The 20,458-nt window shown below is 59.8% G+C and carries 18 protein-coding genes; 14 read left to right on the forward strand and 4 right to left on the reverse strand.

The features are described from left to right. Window positions 1-364 precede the first annotated feature (364 nt). Window positions 365-577 (reverse strand): hypothetical protein, encoded by a 213-nt coding sequence (locus HMPREF0178_RS04670; RefSeq protein ID WP_005025931.1) that lies wholly within the window; start codon window positions 575-577, stop codon window positions 365-367. A gap of 303 nt (window positions 578-880) precedes the next feature. Here HMPREF0178_RS04670 and HMPREF0178_RS04675 point away from each other — a divergent pair, with 303 nt between their 5' ends. Beyond that, window positions 881-2,119 carry a hypothetical protein gene (locus HMPREF0178_RS04675; RefSeq protein ID WP_009379517.1) on the forward strand — a complete coding sequence of 413 codons (1,239 nt, stop codon included), beginning with the start codon at window positions 881-883 and terminating at the stop codon, window positions 2,117-2,119. Continuing rightward, entirely contained in the window at window positions 2,116-2,748 is a 633-nt protein-coding gene (locus tag HMPREF0178_RS04680) for a hypothetical protein (protein WP_009379518.1), read from the forward strand. The genes HMPREF0178_RS04675 and HMPREF0178_RS04680 overlap by 4 nt, the downstream gene beginning before the upstream one ends. Window positions 2,749-2,891: 143 nt before the next feature. Here the strand turns inward: HMPREF0178_RS04680 and rho are convergent, their stop codons facing one another. The 3 genes from rho to HMPREF0178_RS04695 all read right to left on the reverse strand — a co-directional run bounded on the left by rho (window position 2,892) and on the right by HMPREF0178_RS04695 (window position 8,130). Beyond that, entirely contained in the window at window positions 2,892-4,142 is a 1,251-nt protein-coding gene (gene rho / locus HMPREF0178_RS04685) for a transcription termination factor Rho (protein WP_009379519.1), read from the reverse strand. 458 nt (window positions 4,143-4,600) lie between these two features. Then, window positions 4,601-5,956: a sodium:alanine symporter family protein gene (locus HMPREF0178_RS04690; RefSeq protein ID WP_009379520.1), complete on the reverse strand. Its 1,356-nt coding sequence runs from the start codon at window positions 5,954-5,956 to the stop codon at window positions 4,601-4,603. A 458-nt stretch (window positions 5,957-6,414) separates the two neighbouring features. Then, a complete protein-coding gene (locus HMPREF0178_RS04695) occupies window positions 6,415-8,130 on the reverse strand; it encodes an amidohydrolase (protein WP_009379521.1) in 1,716 nt (571 codons plus the stop codon). A gap of 272 nt (window positions 8,131-8,402) precedes the next feature. Between HMPREF0178_RS04695 and HMPREF0178_RS04700 the strand changes: the two genes are divergently transcribed. From HMPREF0178_RS04700 to HMPREF0178_RS04750, 12 genes are all read left to right on the forward strand, one after another. Continuing rightward, window positions 8,403-9,380, forward strand: coding sequence for a TAXI family TRAP transporter solute-binding subunit (locus tag HMPREF0178_RS04700; RefSeq protein WP_009379523.1), 978 nt, complete (start codon window positions 8,403-8,405; stop codon window positions 9,378-9,380). A gap of 153 nt (window positions 9,381-9,533) precedes the next feature. After that, window positions 9,534-11,084: a TRAP transporter fused permease subunit gene (locus tag HMPREF0178_RS04705; RefSeq protein ID WP_009379525.1), complete on the forward strand. Its 1,551-nt coding sequence runs from the start codon at window positions 9,534-9,536 to the stop codon at window positions 11,082-11,084. Beyond that, a complete protein-coding gene (locus tag HMPREF0178_RS22795; protein WP_198134973.1) occupies window positions 10,967-11,635 on the forward strand; it encodes a TRAP transporter large permease subunit in 669 nt (222 codons plus the stop codon). The genes HMPREF0178_RS04705 and HMPREF0178_RS22795 overlap by 118 nt, the downstream gene beginning before the upstream one ends. Beyond that, window positions 11,632-12,177 (forward strand): translation initiation factor IF-2, encoded by a 546-nt coding sequence (locus HMPREF0178_RS04710; RefSeq protein ID WP_009379529.1) that lies wholly within the window; start codon window positions 11,632-11,634, stop codon window positions 12,175-12,177. Before HMPREF0178_RS22795 ends, HMPREF0178_RS04710 begins: the two co-directional genes overlap by 4 nt. Before the next feature lie 475 nt (window positions 12,178-12,652). Next, window positions 12,653-13,024: a DVU3141 family protein gene (locus HMPREF0178_RS04715; protein WP_009379531.1), complete on the forward strand. Its 372-nt coding sequence runs from the start codon at window positions 12,653-12,655 to the stop codon at window positions 13,022-13,024. A gap of 101 nt (window positions 13,025-13,125) precedes the next feature. Further along, complete coding sequence (locus tag HMPREF0178_RS04720; protein ID WP_009379533.1) at window positions 13,126-14,757, forward strand: polysaccharide biosynthesis/export family protein; 1,632 nt, start codon at window positions 13,126-13,128, stop codon at window positions 14,755-14,757. 432 nt (window positions 14,758-15,189) lie between these two features. Continuing rightward, a complete protein-coding gene (locus HMPREF0178_RS04725; protein WP_009379535.1) occupies window positions 15,190-15,768 on the forward strand; it encodes a NapC/NirT family cytochrome c in 579 nt (192 codons plus the stop codon). Continuing rightward, a complete protein-coding gene (locus HMPREF0178_RS04730) occupies window positions 15,768-16,220 on the forward strand; it encodes a hypothetical protein (protein ID WP_009379537.1) in 453 nt (150 codons plus the stop codon). The genes HMPREF0178_RS04725 and HMPREF0178_RS04730 overlap by 1 nt, the downstream gene beginning before the upstream one ends. 11 nt (window positions 16,221-16,231) lie before the next feature. Further along, window positions 16,232-18,496 (forward strand): nitrate reductase, encoded by a 2,265-nt coding sequence (locus HMPREF0178_RS04735; RefSeq protein WP_009379539.1) that lies wholly within the window; start codon window positions 16,232-16,234, stop codon window positions 18,494-18,496. Window positions 18,497-18,804: 308 nt separating this feature from the next. Further along, window positions 18,805-19,128 carry a transcription initiation protein gene (locus HMPREF0178_RS04740; protein ID WP_009379541.1) on the forward strand — a complete coding sequence of 108 codons (324 nt, stop codon included), beginning with the start codon at window positions 18,805-18,807 and terminating at the stop codon, window positions 19,126-19,128. 10 nt (window positions 19,129-19,138) lie between these two features. Then, window positions 19,139-19,615: a 4Fe-4S dicluster domain-containing protein gene (locus HMPREF0178_RS04745; protein ID WP_005029376.1), complete on the forward strand. Its 477-nt coding sequence runs from the start codon at window positions 19,139-19,141 to the stop codon at window positions 19,613-19,615. Continuing rightward, window positions 19,612-20,454, forward strand: a complete 843-nt coding sequence (locus HMPREF0178_RS04750) for a 4Fe-4S binding protein (RefSeq protein ID WP_009379544.1) — start codon at window positions 19,612-19,614, stop codon at window positions 20,452-20,454. The genes HMPREF0178_RS04745 and HMPREF0178_RS04750 overlap by 4 nt, the downstream gene beginning before the upstream one ends. Window positions 20,455-20,458 lie beyond the last annotated feature (4 nt).

The following is a 20,458-nucleotide window of genomic DNA, read 5'->3' on the forward strand; positions in this document are numbered from 1 at the left end:
CAGTCNCTCCCCCCTCCAAACCTCCCCCCCTTCCTCCCCCGCGACTTTCGCGTTTATCGAACCCCTCACTCAGGTTTCCCGCTCATGGGAGCCTGTGTTATGGCATCGGACCTATTGGTATTTATTGGAACAATGAGGAATCAGAGCAACAGAGGCATTGGGGACATATTTCTTTCTGGAAAGCTCCGTGTGGAATAAAAAAGCGCAAGGGAAATTCCCCTTACGCAAACTATCAATCTGCCGTTTCTAAAAAAGCGGAGGAAGAGCGTGCAAGGGATACCCACCTTACCACTCTTCCTCCGTTCTTTTTGGGCTTGGAGCTTTTCGGCTTTGAACCGTTTCAAAAACAATCCGCTCTCATCCCCTACTTTGAACAACCGCAACCGCCGGAAGATGTACCGTCGGACTTGTCCGAGCAGCATCCGGTCTTCTTCCCATAGGTCACTTCACCGGTTCCCATGTTGAAGTTGACTTCGACATCTTCGCCTTCGGGCGTGGTGACAACCGTGCTCTTGCTGGCCATGCAGTCAGGGCTCTGATTCTTATCGTCTTTCGTATTGTTGCAGCAGCATCCCATTGTCTTGCTCCCTTGGAGTAAAAAGTGTTCGCGCCGCGCGCGTCGAGCGTCATTGACCTTGGCGTTAAGTATTAGGATTGGTTCTTAAGAAGTCAAGTTCCTAGAGCATGATTCTTTCCCATACGGTGTGAATCTCTCACAGCTGAGCCTCCTCCGCGACCCAACCAGTTAGAAAGCGTGTACAATCGCTGGATCCCCCCCGGCTCTACAGCTTCACAGAGCGGATGAAATGGGGTATTCTGCAACGAATCTGATACCTGTACACAGCCCGTTTTCATCCGGGAAGAGACTCTGGAGGGTGGCATGAGCAAGCCGAACCGCTATCGGACAGACAAAGACGATGACCGCGAAACAGAACCGTCACGCAAGGGGCACCACGGGCTGGCCCTGCTGATTCTTGTCCTGCTCGCGGGAGTGGTGGTCTGGTTTTGGCTGGCCCGAGATCCAGAGGCTCGGGAAGAATTCTCCAACCGTATGGCAAGCCTGAGAGAATCGGCCATCAGTCTCGCCTCCGACCTGATGAGCAGGACAACGACACCGCCTTCTCCTCCAGATGTCGGAGCCGTCGCGGGAAACAGCCTGCCCGGAGCGCCGCCCAAATACCGCTCTCCCATCGAAACGCCCGCAGAACTGGATGAGGCGCTTGCGGAACAGAGGCCAGTGCAGCCGGGAGGAGCCGAAGTACGCGGCCCTGTGGCCCCCGGAGAACAGATTCCTCCCGATGCGGGGCGCAAGGACGATCAAGTCGTGCGCATCGCCTTTATCGACGATTTGGCTTCATGGCTCGTTTCCCACTATGTCCCCGCAGCGACCCCGGGCCGGAGCGGAAGGCTTTCCGCAAGCCTGCAGGGAGCAAATCTCCGTTATGGGATGGGGATGACCGGCCTCGCATGGATCGGCGATGATCTGCCCGCCGGACGTACCGCAGCGCTGAACCATCTCTTCACGCCGGGTATGCTGGACGCCATTTATCGGCTGTACGTCGACCGCTTCATGGAAGCCGTGAACCGCAGCGCGGCTACCCCCCTGCCGAGCGGCGAGGCTCTCTCGCCCGCCCAGCGGAGCGAGTTCTTCAAGCTGTACGCCCGGCAGTTCCGTGGTGTCGCCGGGGCATTGCAGGCGCTTGCCTCCATGCCCGACTTCAACCGCCAAATGGAAAACCTCAGCGCCGCGGCCCAGCGTGTCGTGGACACCAACGCCCAATACTCCGAATTGACATTCGCCGCCGATGAAGCCCGCTCCAACGGAGAGCTGACCAGATACTCGACATTGCGCCAGCAAATGGCCGCCAAGGGCCAGCAGTACCAGCAGGCCGTCATAGCCCGCGAACAGGCCAAGAGCGCTTTCGTGCAGGCCCTCAAGCGGACCCCGGAGGCCCGGCATCTGGATGATGATGCACTGCTCTTCATCGCCTCATGGATCGATCGGCGCACGCACAACAACCCGGAAAAACTCACGGCTGCCGGACAGGCCGCAAACGTATTCCGCGATCTGGCGGGGCACTTCGACGCCGCGGCCGCCAACCCAGGAGCCTCTCAATGATTTCCCGTTGCTTCCGCTTTTTTCTCTTCCTTCCGTTGCTCTTGCTCGTGACGGCCCCCGCCCTGGCCCGCCAGACCCCGGAGGCTGTCTTGAAGGAAATCCAGACAGCCATCGACGCCAGCGATCTGGCGGCTTTTGAGCGGCGCGTCGATGTGGACGCCCTGCTCGACCAAAGTTCCTCAGCCCTGATTACAGCGCTGCAAAAAGCCGGACAAGTCGATACATCCGGCCTTCCTCCCATGCTCGCCCTGATGGTCGCCTCTGTGCAGGACCCGTCGATGGCGAAGCAGATCAAAGGGTTGCTGGTTCAAGAAACCGGAACGTTCACCCGCTCAGGCATCGAATCCGGCTTTTTCGCCGGAAAACCCAAAGCCAACGCAAAACCCAAAGGCCTGCTCGCACCGCTTTTCGGCAACGTGTCCACGGGGCGTAAAGAGCTGCGTCCACGCGGCGCATCCCGCAAAGTCAACGGCAACGTCATCCTTCCCGCAACCATCCATGATTTCGGCAACGGGCGTGACTACAAGGTTGATCTAAGCATGAGCCCCTCCGGAGAGAGCTGGAAGGTCACCAGCATCGCCAACATGGACAAGCTCGTTTCCCGCCTCCAGAAGGAAGCCGCGGAATAGCGGCCCCATCCAGACAACGCTTACAGAGTCCCATAGAAAAACGCCGTCCCTCCATGTGGAGGGACGGCGTTTTTCTTTTGAAGAACCCGCTAAAAAATCTGGAGAAACCTTCTCTTTTGAAAAAGCTTTTTCCGATTCCTTGCTTATTTGCTCATGGCATTGATGAATTCTTCGTTCGACTTGGTGCCGCGCATCTTGTCGAGCAGAAATTCCATGCTGTCGATGGAAGACATGGGTGCAAGGATCTTGCGGAGGATCCAGACGCGCTTGAGCACGTCGTCGGAGAGGAGAAGATCTTCCTTGCGGGTTCCGGTACGGTTGATGTCGATGGCCGGGAACACGCGCTTTTCGGCGAGATGGCGATCAAGATAGATTTCCATATTGCCGGTGCCTTTGAATTCTTCAAAGATCACTTCATCCATGCGGGAGCCGGTATCGATGAGCGCCGTGGCGATGATGGTCAGGCTGCCTCCGCCCTCGATGTTGCGCGCCGCGCCGAAGAAGCGCTTGGGCCGCTGAAGGGCGTTGGCGTCCAGACCACCGGAAAGCACACGTCCGGACGAAGGCGTCACGGCGTTGTACGCGCGGCCAAGGCGGGTGATGGAGTCGAGCAGGATGACCACGTCACGCTTGCGTTCGACAAGGCGCTTGGCTTTTTCGAGCACCATTTCGCAGACCTGCACATGGCGCTGCGGAGGTTCGTCGAACGTGGAACTGATGACTTCGGCATTCTTGACCGTGCGCTCCATATCCGTCACTTCTTCGGGACGTTCATCGATGAGCAGCACGATGAGATAGACTTCAGGATGGTTCGCGTTGATGGAATTCGCGATGCTCTGGAGCAGGATGGTTTTACCGGTCCGGGGAGGCGCGACGATGACCCCGCGCTGGCCGCGCCCGATGGGCGACATGAGATCGATGACCCGGCAGGACAGATTTTTCTCGCCGTTTTCCATGATCAGCTTGCGATCGGGATAAATAGGCGTGAGGTTATCAAAAAGAACGACGTGGCGGGCGTTTTCCGGGGGTTCAAAACCGATTTCCTTCACCTTGAGCAAGGCGAAATAACGCTCCCCTTCCTTGGGAGGCCGTATCTGCCCGGAAACCACATCACCCTTGCGCAGATAAAAGCGCCGAATCTGAGAGGGGGAAACATAAATATCGTCCGGGCCGGGCATATAGCTCGACAGTGGGGAACGCAAAAAACCGTAGCCGTCAGGCAGGATTTCCAGCACCCCGTCGCCGTAAATGGCACCGCTCCGGGACGCACAAGCCTGCAACATCGCAAAGATGAGTTCCTGCTTCCGCATGGAACTGGCGTTTTCGATCTCGTACTTTTCCGCAAGCTCCATGAGCACGGACATGCTCATGTTCTTCAGTTCAGTAAGGCTCATCGTTGCGCCTTCCTGAACATCCTCCGTGGCAACTTTCTTCTTCCGCATACGTTCCGATACTTGTTTTGGGAGTGAATGGAAGTTCGCCCGGCGTATCGCCGGACGTTATGAGTCCTGCCGAACGGCAAGACGGTATTATACGGCACAGCCGCATCAAACGCTGATTAAGATAGGGGAGAATAGTGTGTGATTGAAAAAGGCAGGCGTGCGCCATGAAAGCAGCGCAGACGTTTTCCTAGCGTAACTTCCTTTTTTTGGCAAGGGGATGAGAATAGATTTGGCCACATTTTCCGGTTTCCGGCGTGTTCACCTTCCCTTTTCTACCTTCAAGGCTTTGAGAAACAATCTGAAAAAGCCGACGTACCCTTTTTACCCTAATAATAAGCCGCATCCCTATCGCCGCACAGAAAAAAGGAGAGGCCTTTCGGCCCCTCCCCGCTTATACCGAAAACGGCAGACTAGTGCTTGAAGATGGAATCCTTGGATTCGTCTTCCTTCACCAGCTTGAACAGCACCGGGCTGAGCAGCAGGATGGCGATCAAGTTCGGGATGGCCATGAGCGCGTTGCAAGTGTCCGCAAGCAGCCAAACCACATCAAGCTGCGTGAGCACGCCCACCGGGATGGCGATGCAGTAGACGATCCGGAAGGGGATCTGCGCCTTGTCGCCGAAGAAATAGATGGCGCAGCGCTCGCCGTACACGCACCAGCCGAGGGCTGTGGTGAAGGCGAAGAAGGTCAGGCAGATCGTCACCGCGATGCCGCCGATGCCGGGGAGCGAGGTCTCGAAGGCGGCGGAGGTCATGGCGGCCCCGGTGAGGCCGGAGGTCCACTGGCCGGTCACAAGGATGGCGAAACCGGTCATGGTGCACACGATGATCGTATCAATAAAGGTATCAAGCATACCGATGGAAGCCTGCACCAGCGGGGAAGCGCTGGTCGCGGCGGCGTGAGCCATAGGCGCGGTACCGAGGCCGGCTTCGTTGGAGAACACGCCGCGGGCCATACCCATACGGATAGCCATCATCACGGTCGCACCGGCAAAACCGCCTTCGGCGGCCGTAGGCGTGAACGCTTCAGCGACAACCCAAGCAAGAACGCGGGGAAGCTGGTCAATATGCAGGATGATGACGATAAGGGAGATGATGACGTATATCACCGCCATGGCGGGCACGACCTTACCGGCCACGGCACCGATGCGCTTCACGCCGCCGATGAGGACGGCTCCGGCCAGCAGGAAGACGGCGACAGCGGTAAACCACGTCGGAATGGAGAGGTTGGCCTGCATAGCTTCACCGATGGAGTTGCCCTGTACCATAGCGCCCGTACCGATACAGGCGACGATGCCGAACAGCGCGAAGCACGAGCCGAGCCACATCCACTTGGGTCCGAGCCCGTTTTTGATGAAGTACATGGCGCCGCCCACCCAGTTTCCGGCGGGGGTCTTTTCACGGAAATGCACGGAAAGGAGCACTTCGCTGAACTTGGTGGCCATACCCACAAGGGCGGTCACCCACATCCAGAACAGCGCGCCGGGGCCGCCGATGTAAATGGCTGTCGACACGCCCACGATGTTGCCGGTCCCGATGTCGGCGGCCAGCGCGGTCATCAGCGCGTTGAACGGAGAGATTTCGCCCTGCTCGGACTGATTGGAGCGCCCGGCCCACAGGTTTTTGAGCCCTCTAAAAAAATTGCGGAATGTGAAAAATTTCAGGCCGACAGTCAGATACAGGCCAGTACCGACCAGCAATACAAGCATCCCCGGTCCCCAAACCACGTCGTTGACTGACTTCAGCCATGCCATGAAAGCTTCCATTTCTCCCCCTGATAAGGATAAAGCGTTAGAAAGCACGCTTCCGCACGTCATTCGCATTGCTGCTCATCAGCGCAGGACACTATGATGGTTTGCGCTGAAAACGGCGAAAGCAATCGCGAAACAGGAGAAATGGAAAAGGCTTCAATAAGCATAAGAAAACACTACTGCCCATCTTTAAACAGCATTCGATATATGTTTCATTAAAGGAAAAAGCTTCCCCAAAAGCATATTCCCATAAAACATACTATGCTTGTCGTCTATTGAAGGTCCCAATACCGTCAATATATGACTCTCTTCCACTCCCCCGCGGGCTTTTTATCCATGCAAAGCCCTCTTTGCTTATTGTTAGTCAAAAAAAGATAGCAGTGCAAGCCTTTTTGCATATAAAAATACTCTTCTCCATCAGTGAGATATAGATTGTTTACTCAATGAATATAGATTGGGTAAACAATGAATCATCATTCCTTATCGAAATCACTAAACAAGGCTTCCGCACGTTTATTGGCAAAACTTTCGACATCCGCATACCATTGCTGAAAACGCTGAACCAGCTCCCGCCCAGCCGGAGTCAGCGAGTACCCGTCGCGCTTGGTCCCCGAAGCGTCGACAAGCGTCTCGCCCGCGATACGTTCGGCCTTCTTTATCTTGCCCCACGCCCCGCGGTAGGACATGCCGAGCTGTTTTGCGGCCTTGCTCAGCGATCCGAGTTCGTCGACAAGCTGGAGAAGCTCCACTCGCCCCCTGCCAAAGCCTTCCCCATCTTCGCCCTCCAGCCATAGCTGCACGTGGATGCCCTTGCGCCTTACGACCTCATCCAAAAATTCCATGTCGTTCTCCGTCTGCGTTTCAGTGTCTTCCTGTCCCCCGCCCGCCATGCGCACGGCCAGCCGGGCCAGCAGTTCCAGCGCCCGCCCGAGGCACGTTTCATCAAAATCAAAGCGGTCGCTGTGGTGCCCTGCGGCCCTGTCCGTCCCGACCTGCAGGTAGGAAGCCAACCCTCCCGAGGCCTGAACCCTGCTCATCAGGCAAGCGAAATCTTCCGTCGCCCCGAAACCGCTCATCGGGATAACCGTCTTCCAGCCACCCATCGCTTCCGCGACCGTAGCAATAAGGAAGGCAAGCTCCGGGCTGCTCTCTCCCCCGGCGCTGTTCCCCACTGTCCGCCACTCGCAAGCGCAGCCCCACAGTTCGGCTGAAGCGCGCAGGATACGCTCGGACTCGGCGACCATATAGGCATCCAGTTCCGTGGTTTCTCCCCGCGTTTCCATGAACAGCCTCGCGGAAGCGGGGATGACGTTGCGGGCCTCTCCCCCTTCCAGCCTGCCCACGGCGATACGGGTGCCGCCTTTGCCGTTCCGGGAAATGGCGTGCAGGTTCACCACCGCCGAACAGGCCGCCAGCAGGGCGTCCTTCCCTTCCTCCGGCGCGGCCCCGGCATGGGCGGGCACTCCGGAGAAAAGGACATCGCGCTTGGTGGTGGCCAGGAATCCTTGCGTGCCGCATATCAATGTGCCCGGCCCCTCGGCTTTGAAACCGATATGGAAACCGAACAGCACATCCACGCCGTCCACGGCTCCGGCCTCCGACATCGGGAGAGCCCCGCGCGCACCCTCTTCGGCAGGCTGGAAGATCAGGCGTATCCGCCCCCGCAGGTGCCGCCGGATCGAAACAAGCACTTCAGCCAAGCCAAGTCCCACGGCGGCGTGCCCATCGTGTCCGCACGCGTGCATCAGGCCGGGCCAGCGTGATGCGAACCCCTCGCGCACGGGCCTATGGCTCTCTTCCGCGCACTCGGCGACTTCGTTGCAGTCCATATCGAACCGGAACGCCGTCACGGGGCCGGGGCCGCAATCCAGATCCGCCCAGAACCCCGTATAGCCGTCCCCCATACCCGCAACCAGTTCGGCATCGGCTCCGTACTCAAGCGCACGCTCCCGCGCCGCCGCAAGGACAGCGGAAGAAGGGACGCCCATCCTCCGGTCGGAGGAGCAAGCGGCTTCGCCCATACGGATCGTGTACCCAAGCTCACGCAATCGCCTGATGATCAAGGCCGCCGTGCGGAATTCAGTCCAGCCGGCTTCCGGATGGGCATGGAAATCGCGCCGCCACGCCGCCAGCTTTGGGAGCACAGCGGCAAGCGCGCCATGCAAAAAAGGCAAAGAGGAAACCGACATAGACGTTAACCTCACCGGGACTTCTCGGCCCCCTAACGGTTATAACAAAAAATGATAATAGAATATCAGAGTGTTACGACAAAGGAAACAACCTGTCAATTTTCCCGGAACCATTGTCCCATATCCCCGAAACGGTTCCCATCCCGGAAGGAAACGGCACATTTCACAAAAATGTACACTTCCAATATACCTGAAACCATGAAAACCTCCCTTGCTTTGAAGCCCTTCTTCATATAATTGACAAGAAAATGTCGACAACAGGGAGAAACGACATGCACAAACATTTGCTCGCGGCTGTTCTCAGCCTTGCCGTGGCCATGACGGGCGCTTCCGCCCTTGAAGCCCACGCCAAGACGACGTTCGTTACCATCGGCACCGGCGGTATCACCGGCGTCTACTACCCCACCGGCGGCGCCATCGCCAAGATCGTCAACGCCAAGAAGGACAAGTACGACATCCGGGCCACCGTCGAATCCACCGGCGCGTCCGTATTCAACATCAACGCCATCATGGCGGGCGATCTTGAATTCGGCATCGCGCAGGCCGACCGCCAGTATCAGGCCTACAACGGGCTTTCCGAATGGGAAGGCAAGCCCCAGAAGGACCTCCGCGCCGTGTTCGCGCTGGCTCCCGAAGCCGTCACTTTCGTCGCCGCCGAAGATTCCGGCATCAAGAGCCTGAAGGACGCCAAGGGCAAGGTCGTCAACATCGGCAACCCCGGCTCCGGCAACCGCCAGAATGCCATTGACGTTTTTGAAGCCGCCGGCATCAATATCGAAAAAGACCTCAAGGCCGAAAGCATCAAGGCCGCCGACGCGCCCCGCATGTTGCAGGACGGCCGTATCGACGGCTTCTTCTACACCGTGGGCCATCCCAACGGGAATATCAAGGAAGCCACCGCCGGGAAGCGCAAGACCCGCATCGTGTCCATCACCGACATTGAGCCGCTGGTCAAAAAGTTCCCCTACTATTCTCTGACCAACATCGACATGGCCCAGTATCCCGAAGCCGCCAACGCCAATGAAAAGGTCACCACCGTGGGTATGCTCGCCACCTTCGTGACCTCAGCCAAGGTGCCGGACGACGTCGTGTACGCCATTACGAAGGAAGTCTTTGAGAACCTCGACGAGTTCAAGAAGCTCCATCCCGCCCTCGAAGGCCTGACCCGCGAGACCATGCTCGAAGGCCTGACGGCCCCCATCCATCCCGGCGCCCTGAAGTATTACAAGGAAGCCGGCCTGATGAAGTAGGCTGAGGAACACCCCGTTCCTCCCTCCGCTTCACCGTGAAGCCTTTCGGCCGGGATTGGACATATCGCCCAATCCCGGCATCCTTGCAATCAGCCCGAGTTTATCCGGGCGGCGCCCCGCGTCGCCGTCACCTCAGATCACGCCGGGAGTCCCATGCCCCACAAAATGATAGAGCACATCGAGCAGTCCCCCAACGGGGATGACTACAGGGAAAAGCTGGTAGCCGCCGAGCACGGCCTGCGCGGCGATACGGTAGGCATCACCCGCATCATCACGCTGATCCTCGCTCTCTGCTGGTCCCTGTTTCAGCTCGCCTCGGCGAGCATCCTGCTCCTTGATACCGTCTATATCCGGGCCATCCATCTGGCCTTTGCCATCAGCCTCGTCTACTTCAATATCCCCATGATCAAAATCTCGGGTACCTCATGGCGCTGGGATCTGCGCATCCTGCTCGCCATGAACCGGGTCACGATCCTCGACTACCTGCTCGGGATCATAGCCGCCGTCTCCGCGCTGTACATCGTGCTTGACTACGAAGGCATCGCCTCGCGCGCGGGCGTGCCCACCACACGCGACATCATCTTCGGCCTCATGCTGGTCGTCCTCCTGCTGGAGGCCACCCGCCGGGTCATCGGCCCCGCCCTGCCGATCATCGCCAGCATATTTATCCTGTACGTATTTACCGGGCCGCACCTTCCGGATTTCCTTGCCTTCAAAGGCGCGTCCCTGTCCCGCTTCATCTCCCAGATGACGATGGATACGGAAGGCATCTACGGCGTGCCGCTGCACGTTTCGGCCACCGTCGTCTTCCTCTTCGTGCTGTTCGGGACCATGCTCGAACGGGCCGGAGGCGGCAACTTCTTCATCCAGCTCGCCATCAGCGGGCTCGGACGTTTCCGGGGCGGTGCAGCCAAGGCCGCCGTCCTCGGCAGCGCCCTCACCGGCGTGGTTTCCGGCTCGAGCATCGCCAACGTGGTCACGACCGGGACCTTTACCATCCCGCTTATGAAGAAGGTGGGCTATCCGCCCGAGAAGGCCGCGGCCGTGGAAGTGGCCTCGTCCATCAACGGCCAGCTTGCCCCGCCCGTCATGGGCGCGGCGGCGTTCATCATCGCCGAATACGTCAACGTCCCCTACATCGAAGTCGCCAAGGCGGCCGCCATCCCGGCCTTTGCCGCCTATGCGGGCCTGCTCTGGATCACCCACGTGGAAGCCTGCAAGCTCGGGCTGCGCGGCCTGTCCAAGTCCGAACTTCCGTCTTTCTGGAGCACGCTCAAAGAGGGGCTGCACTTCCTCATCCCCATCTGCATGTTGCTGTATGAGCTCATCATCATGCAGCATTCCGCCGAAATGTCCGTGTTCCGCGCCATCGTGGTGCTCGCGCTCATCATGCTCGGCCAGCCCGTCGTGAAAGCCATCGTTCACAAGAAATCCAAGCGCAAGGCCCTCAAGGAAGGCATCAAGACGCTTCTCCTGTCCCTGTCCGCCGGCGGCAGCAACATGGCGGGCGTCGCCATGGCCACGGCTTCGGCGGGCATCATCGTCGGCTGCGTCTCGCTCGGCCTCGGGCAGCAGATCACGTCCTCGTGGAGATCCTGTCCGGCGGCAACATCTTCCTGCTGCTGCTCATCACCGCTCTGGCGAGCCTGCTCCTCGGCATGGGCCTGCCCACCACGGCGAACTACATCATCATGGCGTCCCTGACCGCGCCCATTCTGGTACAGCTCGCCTCCGGCATCGTGGTCCACGGCGTGGCGCTGGCCGTCCCGCTGATAGCGGCGCACCTCTACTGCTTCTACTTCGGCATCCTCGCGGACGACACGCCGCCCGTGGGCCTCGCCGCCTACGCCGCGGCGGCCATTGCGGACACGTCTCCCATCGCCACGGGCATTCAGGGCTTCCTGTACGATATCCGTACGGCCATCCTGCCCCTGATGTTCATCTTCAACCATGACATCATCCTGTGGGGCATCGACAGCGTGCCCGAGGGAATCTTCCTGTTCTTCATGACGGTGCTCGGCTGCATGTCCTTCGCCTCGCTCACGCAGGGCTGGTTCATCGCCAAAAACACCCTGCCGGACGCCTTGCTCCTCGCGTGCTCCACGATCATCATGCTCTACCCGGCCCTGCTGACGGGCTTCTTCCTGCCGCATGACCAGCGGTACTGGGGTTACCTCATCGGCATCGGCATCATGGGCCTGCTCGCCTACATGCAGCACGCCCGCACCACGCAGACCACGGAGGCCGCAGCATGAGGACCAAAACGCCTTTCCGCCGCAAACGCTTGATCTCGCTCGGCTCTTCGTCCTCCTCTTCCGTCGAGGTCAAAGTCGAGCGCGAATTGCAGTGCTCCCGCTGCAAGGCCATCTTCCCCGACTATCTGGCCCGCTGCCCTGAATGCGGCAGTGAAGAATGGATCGGCCTCGTGGAGGTCAACCCCTATACCCGGATGCCGATGGAGACGTTCCTGAAAGCCTGCGGTCACCTGCTCTGGCTGGTGGGGACCACCGGTTTTCTCGTCCTTCTCTGGCAGACGGACAGCCCGGATGCGGAAACCAACAAGCTGTTTATCTACGGGGCGTTCCTGCTGCTCTTTTGCAGCGTGCTGTTCTCCGCCGCCTACTTCGGCATGAGCGAGATCATGCGCCGTATCCTCCGTATGCAGCGGCGGCTCCGCGCCTTCCACGAAAACTACCGCGACGATCAACCCGGAAGCGGCCACACCCGCGCCGTCCAGCACAAGCTCGCCGTCCGCCGCGTGCAGGGCTACGGTTCGCCTATTAACAAGATGCAGTAGGGAAAAGTCGGGGGAAGGGAGGGGAAACTTTTCTGGAGAAAGGTCCCCTCTCCCCTCCTCAAACTCCTCCCCTCTCCCTCCCAAGACTTTTGTAAGGGTCAATGACGGCAACGGGAACCGCGCAGTATCGGTTCGGAGGCTTTCATCTCCCGGAAACGCAAAAGTATAAATACATTCTTGCCTTTTTAAACAAAAACGGCACACCCCTCTCTTCCAGCCATAGAAACCATCCTTCATCAGGGATTCGATAACGTTGAAAGTCTTTGAAGTGGGGGATGGGGTTTGGGGAAGGGGGAGAAACGTGGGGGAGCTCCCCCTTCTACAGAAAGTTTCTCCCCCTTCCCCAGTCTTCCTCACTTCCTCCCTCCTCCAGCCATACCATACCAGTGGACAGAGCACAGCCTGACAACGTATAGAAACCCAGACGAACGCTTTCACAGCGGGAACATGAATCCCGGCGTTTCGGAGGACCTATATGCGATTTCTTCAATTTTGCGGCCTGATCCTGCTCGGCGGCCTCGTCAGCTGCTCTTGGCAGAGCGCCCCCACTCCGCCCCCAGTGGAACCCCAACCGCTTTCACCCGTGGCCCAGTTCATGGTCGCCAACGCCACAGGCGCTACGGCGGTCATAGAAGATGAAACTTTCGGCGGCGAAGTCCGTGTAACGCTTGAAGACACCTTCCTTTCCGCGGCGGGCGAAACCTGCAAGCGGGCAACCCTGCTTTCAGCACAGCATGAAGCGGAAATCATCGTGATCTGCCACAACGGGCAGGAAGGCGACGAAAGCAACCCCGGCGAATGGCGGCTCATGCCCCGCGTGTGGGGCAAGGGCATTACCACGCCGTAGACTGATCGGCACTTCCAAGCGCCCCCTTCCGGCACACCGGGAGGGGCGTTTCCTGTTGTCCTCTTCTGGACGACGTTTGACCATCCCTCTGGAGGCATCCCTTGTTTTCCCGCAGTAACCTGCTGTTTCTTCTTTGTTGCCTGCTGGCTATGACGTTTGCCCTTCCTGCGTCGGCCGCTGACACCGCGTCGGCCAGCGCTACGGCGACGGCGACCGCTACAGCTTCGGCCCCGGCTGCGCCTGCGGCTCCGGCAGCCGATCCCGCTCCGTTTGGAACCAACCTCTTCCAGGGGCACTTTTCCCAAAGTTCGTCCAGTAAGGTCATCCAGAGCGGTGATCGCCTGATCATGCGCCTGTGGGGCGGGCGTACAATGGACGACATCCTGACCGTCGACCCTGAAGGCATGATCACCATTCCCGATGTCGGGCGCGTGCCTGTGGCGGGCCTGCCCATCGATGCCAAAGAACCGCTTGAACAGGCCATCAAGAGCAAGCTCAATGCGGCGGGCGTAGTCGATGTGGAGATGTATATCCGCCCGATGGACACCCAGCCCGTCTCGATCTTCGTGACCGGCTTCGTGCCCCGCCCCGGCAATTATACGGGCACGCCGTCCGATACCATCCTCGCCTTCCTCGACAAGGCGGGCGGCATCGACTCCAAGCGCGGCAGCTACCGCAATATCCGCGTATTGCGCCAAGGGCAGGAAGTGGGCTCGTTCGACCTCTATCCCTTTGCACTGAAAGGCGCCATGCCGCATATCCGCTTTCAGGACGGCGACACCGTTGTTGTCGGCGAAAAGGGGCCTTCCGTCATCACTTCCGGTGAAGTCCGCAATACGGCGCGCTTTGAATTCAAGCCCGGCGAACTGACCGGCGCGAAGCTCATCGAGCTTGCCGATCCCCAGCCGAGGGCCACGCACGTCAGCCTCAGCGGATCGCGCGGCGGCGCTCCCTACAACCTGTATCTGCCCATGAACGACTTCAAGGCGTTGCGCCTTGAGAACGGCGATCAGATCAGGTTCCTCGCGGATCGTCCCGGGGATACCATCATGGTCGAAGCGCAGGGGGCCATCCGCGGCGCGTCGCGTTTCCCGGTGCGCCGCAACACGCGCCTGCACGAGGTCATGAGCTACATCGCCGTGGAACCGGGCCGCGCCAACCTCGAAGGCCTGTACATCAAGCGCAAAAGCGTGGCCGTCCGCCAAAAGAAGGCCATTGAAGACGCCCTGCGCCGTCTGGAGCAGAACGCCTATACCGCTACCTCAGCCAGCTCCGATGAAGCGCAGATCCGCGCCAAAGAAGCGGAAATGCTGTCCAATTTCATTTCCCGTGCCAAGGAGGTGCAGCCCGAGGGCGTCGTCGTGGTCGGCACCAAGGGCAACATCGCGGATCTCGCCCTTGAGGACGGGGACGTCATCGTCATTCCCGAGAAGACCGATGTAGTGCTCATCAGCGGTGAAGTCATGATGCCGCAAGCCATTGTCTGGAACAAAGACAAGGATATGGACGACTACATCAAGGGGGCCGGCGGATTCAGCAACCGTGCCGACGAATCGAACCTCATCGTCGTCCATCCGAGCGGCGAAGTCGTCCCCCGCGCCAAGGAAGTGCTGCCCGGCGATCAGGTCCTCGTCCTGCCTCGCGTGGAATCCAAGAACCTGCAGGCCGTTAAGGACATTTCGCAGGTGCTCTATCAGGTCGCCGTCGCCTGTAAGGTTATTTTAGATCTGTAATAGCTGGAGAGGGAGGGAAAACCTTTTCTGAAGAAAGGCTTCCCCTCCCTCCCCAAACCCACCCTCCTCTTCCCAAGACGTTCAGCCTTATCGAATCCCTCCCCCCATACATTCCCTGTTTTCGCCGGGTCCGGCGTAGCGAGCTGCTTCTCAACAATGTAGAAATACACGTTCCATCCGCTCGGCCGTGTACTTGCAGCAGGCGGATCCCACCTTCCAAGGGGGATCCGCTTCTCTCTTGTTGTCCGAAAAATCAGGCGAGTCATCTTTTCATGACAATCAGTCAGAAAAAGATGACTCGCTATCTCATTGCGCTAATCGCCGCCGACATGATTCCGGGCAGTTAGACTCAGGCCCAAATGGCACCTTTTTTGCTGTTTGCGTGACAATGGTGTGAAAAAAAGCACTATAACCGCGAACGGGATGAATCGTATGTTCTTTCGCTCCATGAAAGTCTGGATCGCGGCAACGGTACTTGTTGTGCTCGTGCTGGCAGGCACGGCGATAGGGGTGCATGTCACCTCATCGACGTCGTTCTGTCTATCCTGTCACGAAATGCGGGTGCATCAGCAGGAGTTGGCGCTTTCCCCCCACGCGCAGGATGCGAGGGGCAACGCCATCGAATGCGTGCAATGCCACATTCCGAGCACCAACATCGTCCGTATGCTGTCGGCCAAAACGTGGCTGGGGACCAAAGACTTGTGGGTACACGCCACGACGGGCGGCAGCGTGACGCTCAACCGGAGGGAAATCCAGCCGGAGGCGCGGCGCTTCATGGATGACGCCAACTGCCGCGCCTGCCATGAGGATCTGTACCACAACGCCAAGAACGATGGGGCGATTTCCGAATACGGACGCCTCGCCCACGACAACTATCTGGACAAGAACGGATCGTCCCGCAGCGGCTGTGCCGGGTGCCACCGCAACATCGCGCACCTGCCGCCCGAGGACCGCCATTACGACGCCAACGCCGCATTCGCCAGCAAGCTCACCTTCAAGGAGGTCAGGTAATGGCCAGACTGCTGAAAAAGCCTCTTATCATCGCGTTAGCCGCAGTGATCCTGCTGGTGATCGGGTTCTTCGTCTACATCCAGAACGCCTTCACCGGGACGCGCTGCGAAGCCGCGAAGCATCTGGACGCCGACATGATCGGCGACTGTTACGGCTGCCACCTCAAGGTGACGCCGCAGGTTGCGCAGGACTGGTATGAAAGCAAGCACGGCGTCACGCTGGTCCGCTGTCAGGTCTGCCACGGCCAGCCGGACGGCAAGGGCGCTGTCCCGTTCAAGCGCGTCCCCGGCGTGGAAGTCTGCGCGGCCTGCCATGGCCTCGCCATCGACAAGATGACCGCCCTCTACGGCAAGCGCAACGACTGCTCCACCTGCCATCCCTATCACGCACGGCCCATACACGGAAAGGTGTATGAAAACCGCCAAGCCACAACCAAGACGGTGCTGGAATAGGAGGAATGACAATGCAAATGACCCGACGTGATTTTCTCCGCTCCGCCGCCATGAGCGCCGCCCTGGCGGCTGTGGCCGGACCCGCGGGCGTTGCCCGCGCCGCCGAAGCCAATACCCCCGAAAAGTGGGTCAAGGGCGTCTGCCGTTACTGCGGCACAGGCTGCGGCGTGCTGGTCGGCGTGAAAAACGGCAAGGCCGTCGCCATCAAGGGCGATCCCAACAACCACAATCAGGGCTTCCTCTGTCTCAAGGGCGCGCTCCTCATCCCGGTGCTCAATTCGCCCGACCGCGTGACCAGGCCCATGCTCCGCCGCACCAAGGGCGGCCGGCTTGAACCTATCTCGTGGGACGAAGCCCTTGATCACATGGCGAAGAAGTTCCGCACCACCATTGATACGTATGGCCCCGATGCCGTGGCGTGGTACGGTTCCGGCCAGTGCCTGACCGAGGAATCCTATCTGGCGAACAAGATTTTCAAGGCCGGGTTCAAGACCAACAACGTGGACGGCAACCCGCGCCTGTGCATGGCCTCCGCCGTGGGCGGCTATACGACCACGTTCGGCAAGGACGAGCCGATGGGCACCTATGCCGACATCGACCGGGCCTCCACCTTCTTCATCATCGGCTCCAACACTTCGGAAGCGCACCCCGTCCTCTTCCGCCGTATCGCCCGCCGCAAGCAAAACGAACCCGGCGTGAAGATCATCGTGGCCGACCCTCGCCGGACCAACACGTCGCGCATCGCCGACCTGCACATAGCCTTCCGTCCGGGGACCGACCTCGCCCTCATGAACGGCATGGCGTGGGTCATTCTGCACGAAGAGCTGGATAATCCGCGTTTCTACAACAAGTACGCAATATTCAAGACCAGTGACGGCAAGGATGCCACCTTTGACGACTACCGGGCGTTCCTTGAGGACTATACGCCGGACAAGGTAGCCAAGCTCTGCAACATCCCCGAGCAGCAGGTATGGGAAGCCGGGCGCCTGTTCGCGGAATCCCCCGCGACCATGTCCCTGTGGTGCATGGGCATCAACCAGCGTATCCGCGGCGTGTGGGCCAACAACCTGATCCACAACCTGCACCTTATCACCGGGCAGATCTGCCGCCCCGGCGCGACCTCGTTCTCCCTGACCGGACAGCCCAATGCCTGCGGCGGCGTACGCGACACGGGCTCGCTCTCCCATCTGCTCCCCGCCGGGCGCGTGGTCGCCAACAAGGCCCACCGCAACCAGATGGAAGCATTCTGGGGCATCCCGCAGGATTCCATGTCCCCCAATGTGGGGTATCACACCATCGCGCTGTTCGAGGCCCTCGGCAAGGCCGACGTGAAGGCCATAATCATCTGCGAAACCAACCCCGCGCATACGTTGCCGAACCTGAACAAGGTCCACAAGGCCATGTCCAATCCGGACACGTTCATCACCGTCATCGAAGCGTTCCCCGACGCGGTGACGCTTGAGTACGCCGACCTCATCCTGCCGCCCGCGTTCTGGTGCGAACGCGACGGCACGTACGGCTGCGGCGAGCGGCGCTATTCGCTCATCGAAAAGGCGGTCGAACCTCCGGCGGATTGCCGCCCCACCGTGAATACGCTGATCGAATTCGCCAAGCGCGCGGGCGTCGATCCCAAGCTGGTGAACTTCCGCAACTCCGCAGACGTATGGGACGAATGGCGCAGGCTGTCCATGAAGGGCCCCTACAACTTCGGCGGCATGACCCGTGAACGCATGAAGCGCGAGTCCGGCCTTATCTGGCCCTGCCCCACGGAGACGCACCCCGGCACGAACCTGCGCTATGTACGCGGCGAAGATCCCAACATTCCGGCGGATCACCCCGACAAGATCTGGTTCTACGGCAACCCGAGCGGAAAGGCGAACATCTGGATGCGCCCCTACAAGGGCGCCGCCGAGGAGCCGGATCAGGAATATCCGTTCTACTTGACCTCCATGCGCGTCATCGACCACTGGCACACGGCGACCATGACCGGCAAGGTCCCGGAACTGCTCAAGGCCAACCCCGCCGCGTTTGTGGAAGTGAATACCGAGGACGCCTCACGGCTGAACATCAAGAACGGCGATCAGGTCGTCGTGGAAACGCGGCGCGATGCGCTTACCCTGCCGGCGCATGTCAACGACACCTGCAAGCCGGGGCTCATTGCCGTGCCTTTCTTCGATAAGAAGAAGCTCGTCAACAAGCTGTTCCTCGACGCCACCGACCCCGCGTCCCGCGAGCCGGAGTACAAGATCTGCGCCGCACGGATCAAAAAGGCGTAACCTGCGCTTTCCGGAGAAGCGTTATGCCGTGCCCGTCAGGCTATAACAGATCTGGCGGGTACGGCCCTCCTCCCAGTGGAGGGGAAGAGGTGGCTGGCCCCGTGTGCCGACATTGTTCTCCATTCCTTCAGCGACAAAGCCGTTTCCTCTCCGTCCGCTTAAAGGGAAAACGCTGCCCGCACCACTCGGGGAACGGCCCCTCTGATTCGTCTCATCGGAACATGAAGTGGTTCCGGCAACGGGTTGAAAAAAAAGAGAGGCAGGTGAGGAGTGCGCTCCTCACCCAAAAGCTTCACAAAGGATATTCTATGGCAATAGCAGGCATCACCATCCAGACCACGGCGGAAGCGTACGGAACCGTGCGCGAACGGCTGTGCGCTTCAAAGGATGTGGCGGATACGCAAGAGACGGGCGTGCCCGGTATGCTGGCCGCCGTAATGGAAACCGACGCGGCGTATATTGAGGATGCTCTTGGCGCACTCAGTGGTTGGGACGGCGTGCTGAATGTCGGCCTCGTATCCATCAGCTATGAGGACGAATTGGAAAACAAGGGGTACATCTCTTGCCCGGAGCACAAGCCCCGCAAGTGCGGCCCGGCCTGTTTCGGAGAAACGCCCAACCCGCTGGATTAGGAGGCGGAACGTGAGCTTCTTGCGTCCGCCGGGGGCTTTGCCCGAATCCGCCTTTCTGAAAACCTGCATCCACTGCGGGCAATGCGCGGCGGCTTGCCCTTATGGAAGCGTACGTATGCTGGAAACCTTCGGGCCGGAACGCCACACGCCGGAAATCAGGCCGAGCGAAATCCCTTGCTGGCTGTGCATGAAATGCCCCCCGGCCTGCCCCAGCGGAGCGTTGCGGCCCGTGGCCGCCATGAAAGAAGCGAACATGGGCAGAGCCGTGATCTTCAAGGATCGTTGCCTTAACTGGATCGAAAGCGGAACCATGTGCATGACCTGTTACGATCGCTGTCCCCTGCGCGGTGAAGGCATGGTGCTGGACATGGGGTACGTCCCCGCTGTGGGCGAGAGCTGTGTGGGGTGCGGGATGTGCGAATACGTATGCCCGAAAAACGCTGTTGCCGTGGTTCCCGATGTACAAAAGAAGGGAGGGAAGGCATGATCCGCCTTTTGCGGCTGCGGCGTCTGGTGCAAGTTGCGGTCCTGCTGCTTTTTGCCGCGCTCCCGTGGCTCAACCGGGATGGTTTCACGGGCATGAAGGGCAGCCTGTTCGCCTTCGACTTTTTCGGGCTGCCGTTTGCCGATCCTCTTGACGCGGTTCAGATAGGGCTTTCGGGCATCATTCCGGGTTGGCGCTTGATAGCCGGTGCGCTTGTTGTGCTCGCCGTCGCCCTGTGCCTTGGGCGCATCTTTTGTTCATGGTTCTGCCCTTTCGGGTTCTTGTCCGAACTCGTACACGCCATCCGGGGCAGACGTCCCCCAAAGCCGCTCAAACACGGATTTCGGTCCCGGGCCGTGATCGCGCTTGTCGGGCTGGCGCTTGTGCCCCTGCTCGGCTTTCCGCTGCTCAACCAGCTTTCCCTGCCCGGCGGCCTGTCCCTTGGCTTTCTGACCGCCGCCGCTCCGCTCTCCTCCAAAACAGTCCATACCGTTCTGGAGCATCTCTTCTTCTTTGCCGTGCCGTTTCTGCCCGTGATTACTGTGCTCGCCGTCGAGCTTGTCACGGGCGAACGGCTCTGGTGCCGCTGGGTTTGCCCGCAGTCCGTCCTGCTCGCGCTGATGGCCCGCCTGCCCGTGGGCCCGCGTCTGCGGCGCACGCTGTCCCGTTGTACCTGCAAAGGAGAACCCGCCTGCCGCCGTGCCTGCTCGCTCGGCCTTGATCCCCGAAATCCCCGCTCATCATCGCCGCTGGAATGCACCAACTGCGGTGCCTGCGTACTAGCCTGTTCCCGTATTCACGGCGGCGGCCCTGCCGCTTTGGCGTTGGGGAAAAAAGGTTGAAATG

This window comes from Bilophila sp. 4_1_30, assembly GCF_000224655.1.
GTDB classification, from domain to species: Bacteria; Desulfobacterota; Desulfovibrionia; order Desulfovibrionales; family Desulfovibrionaceae; genus Bilophila; species Bilophila wadsworthia.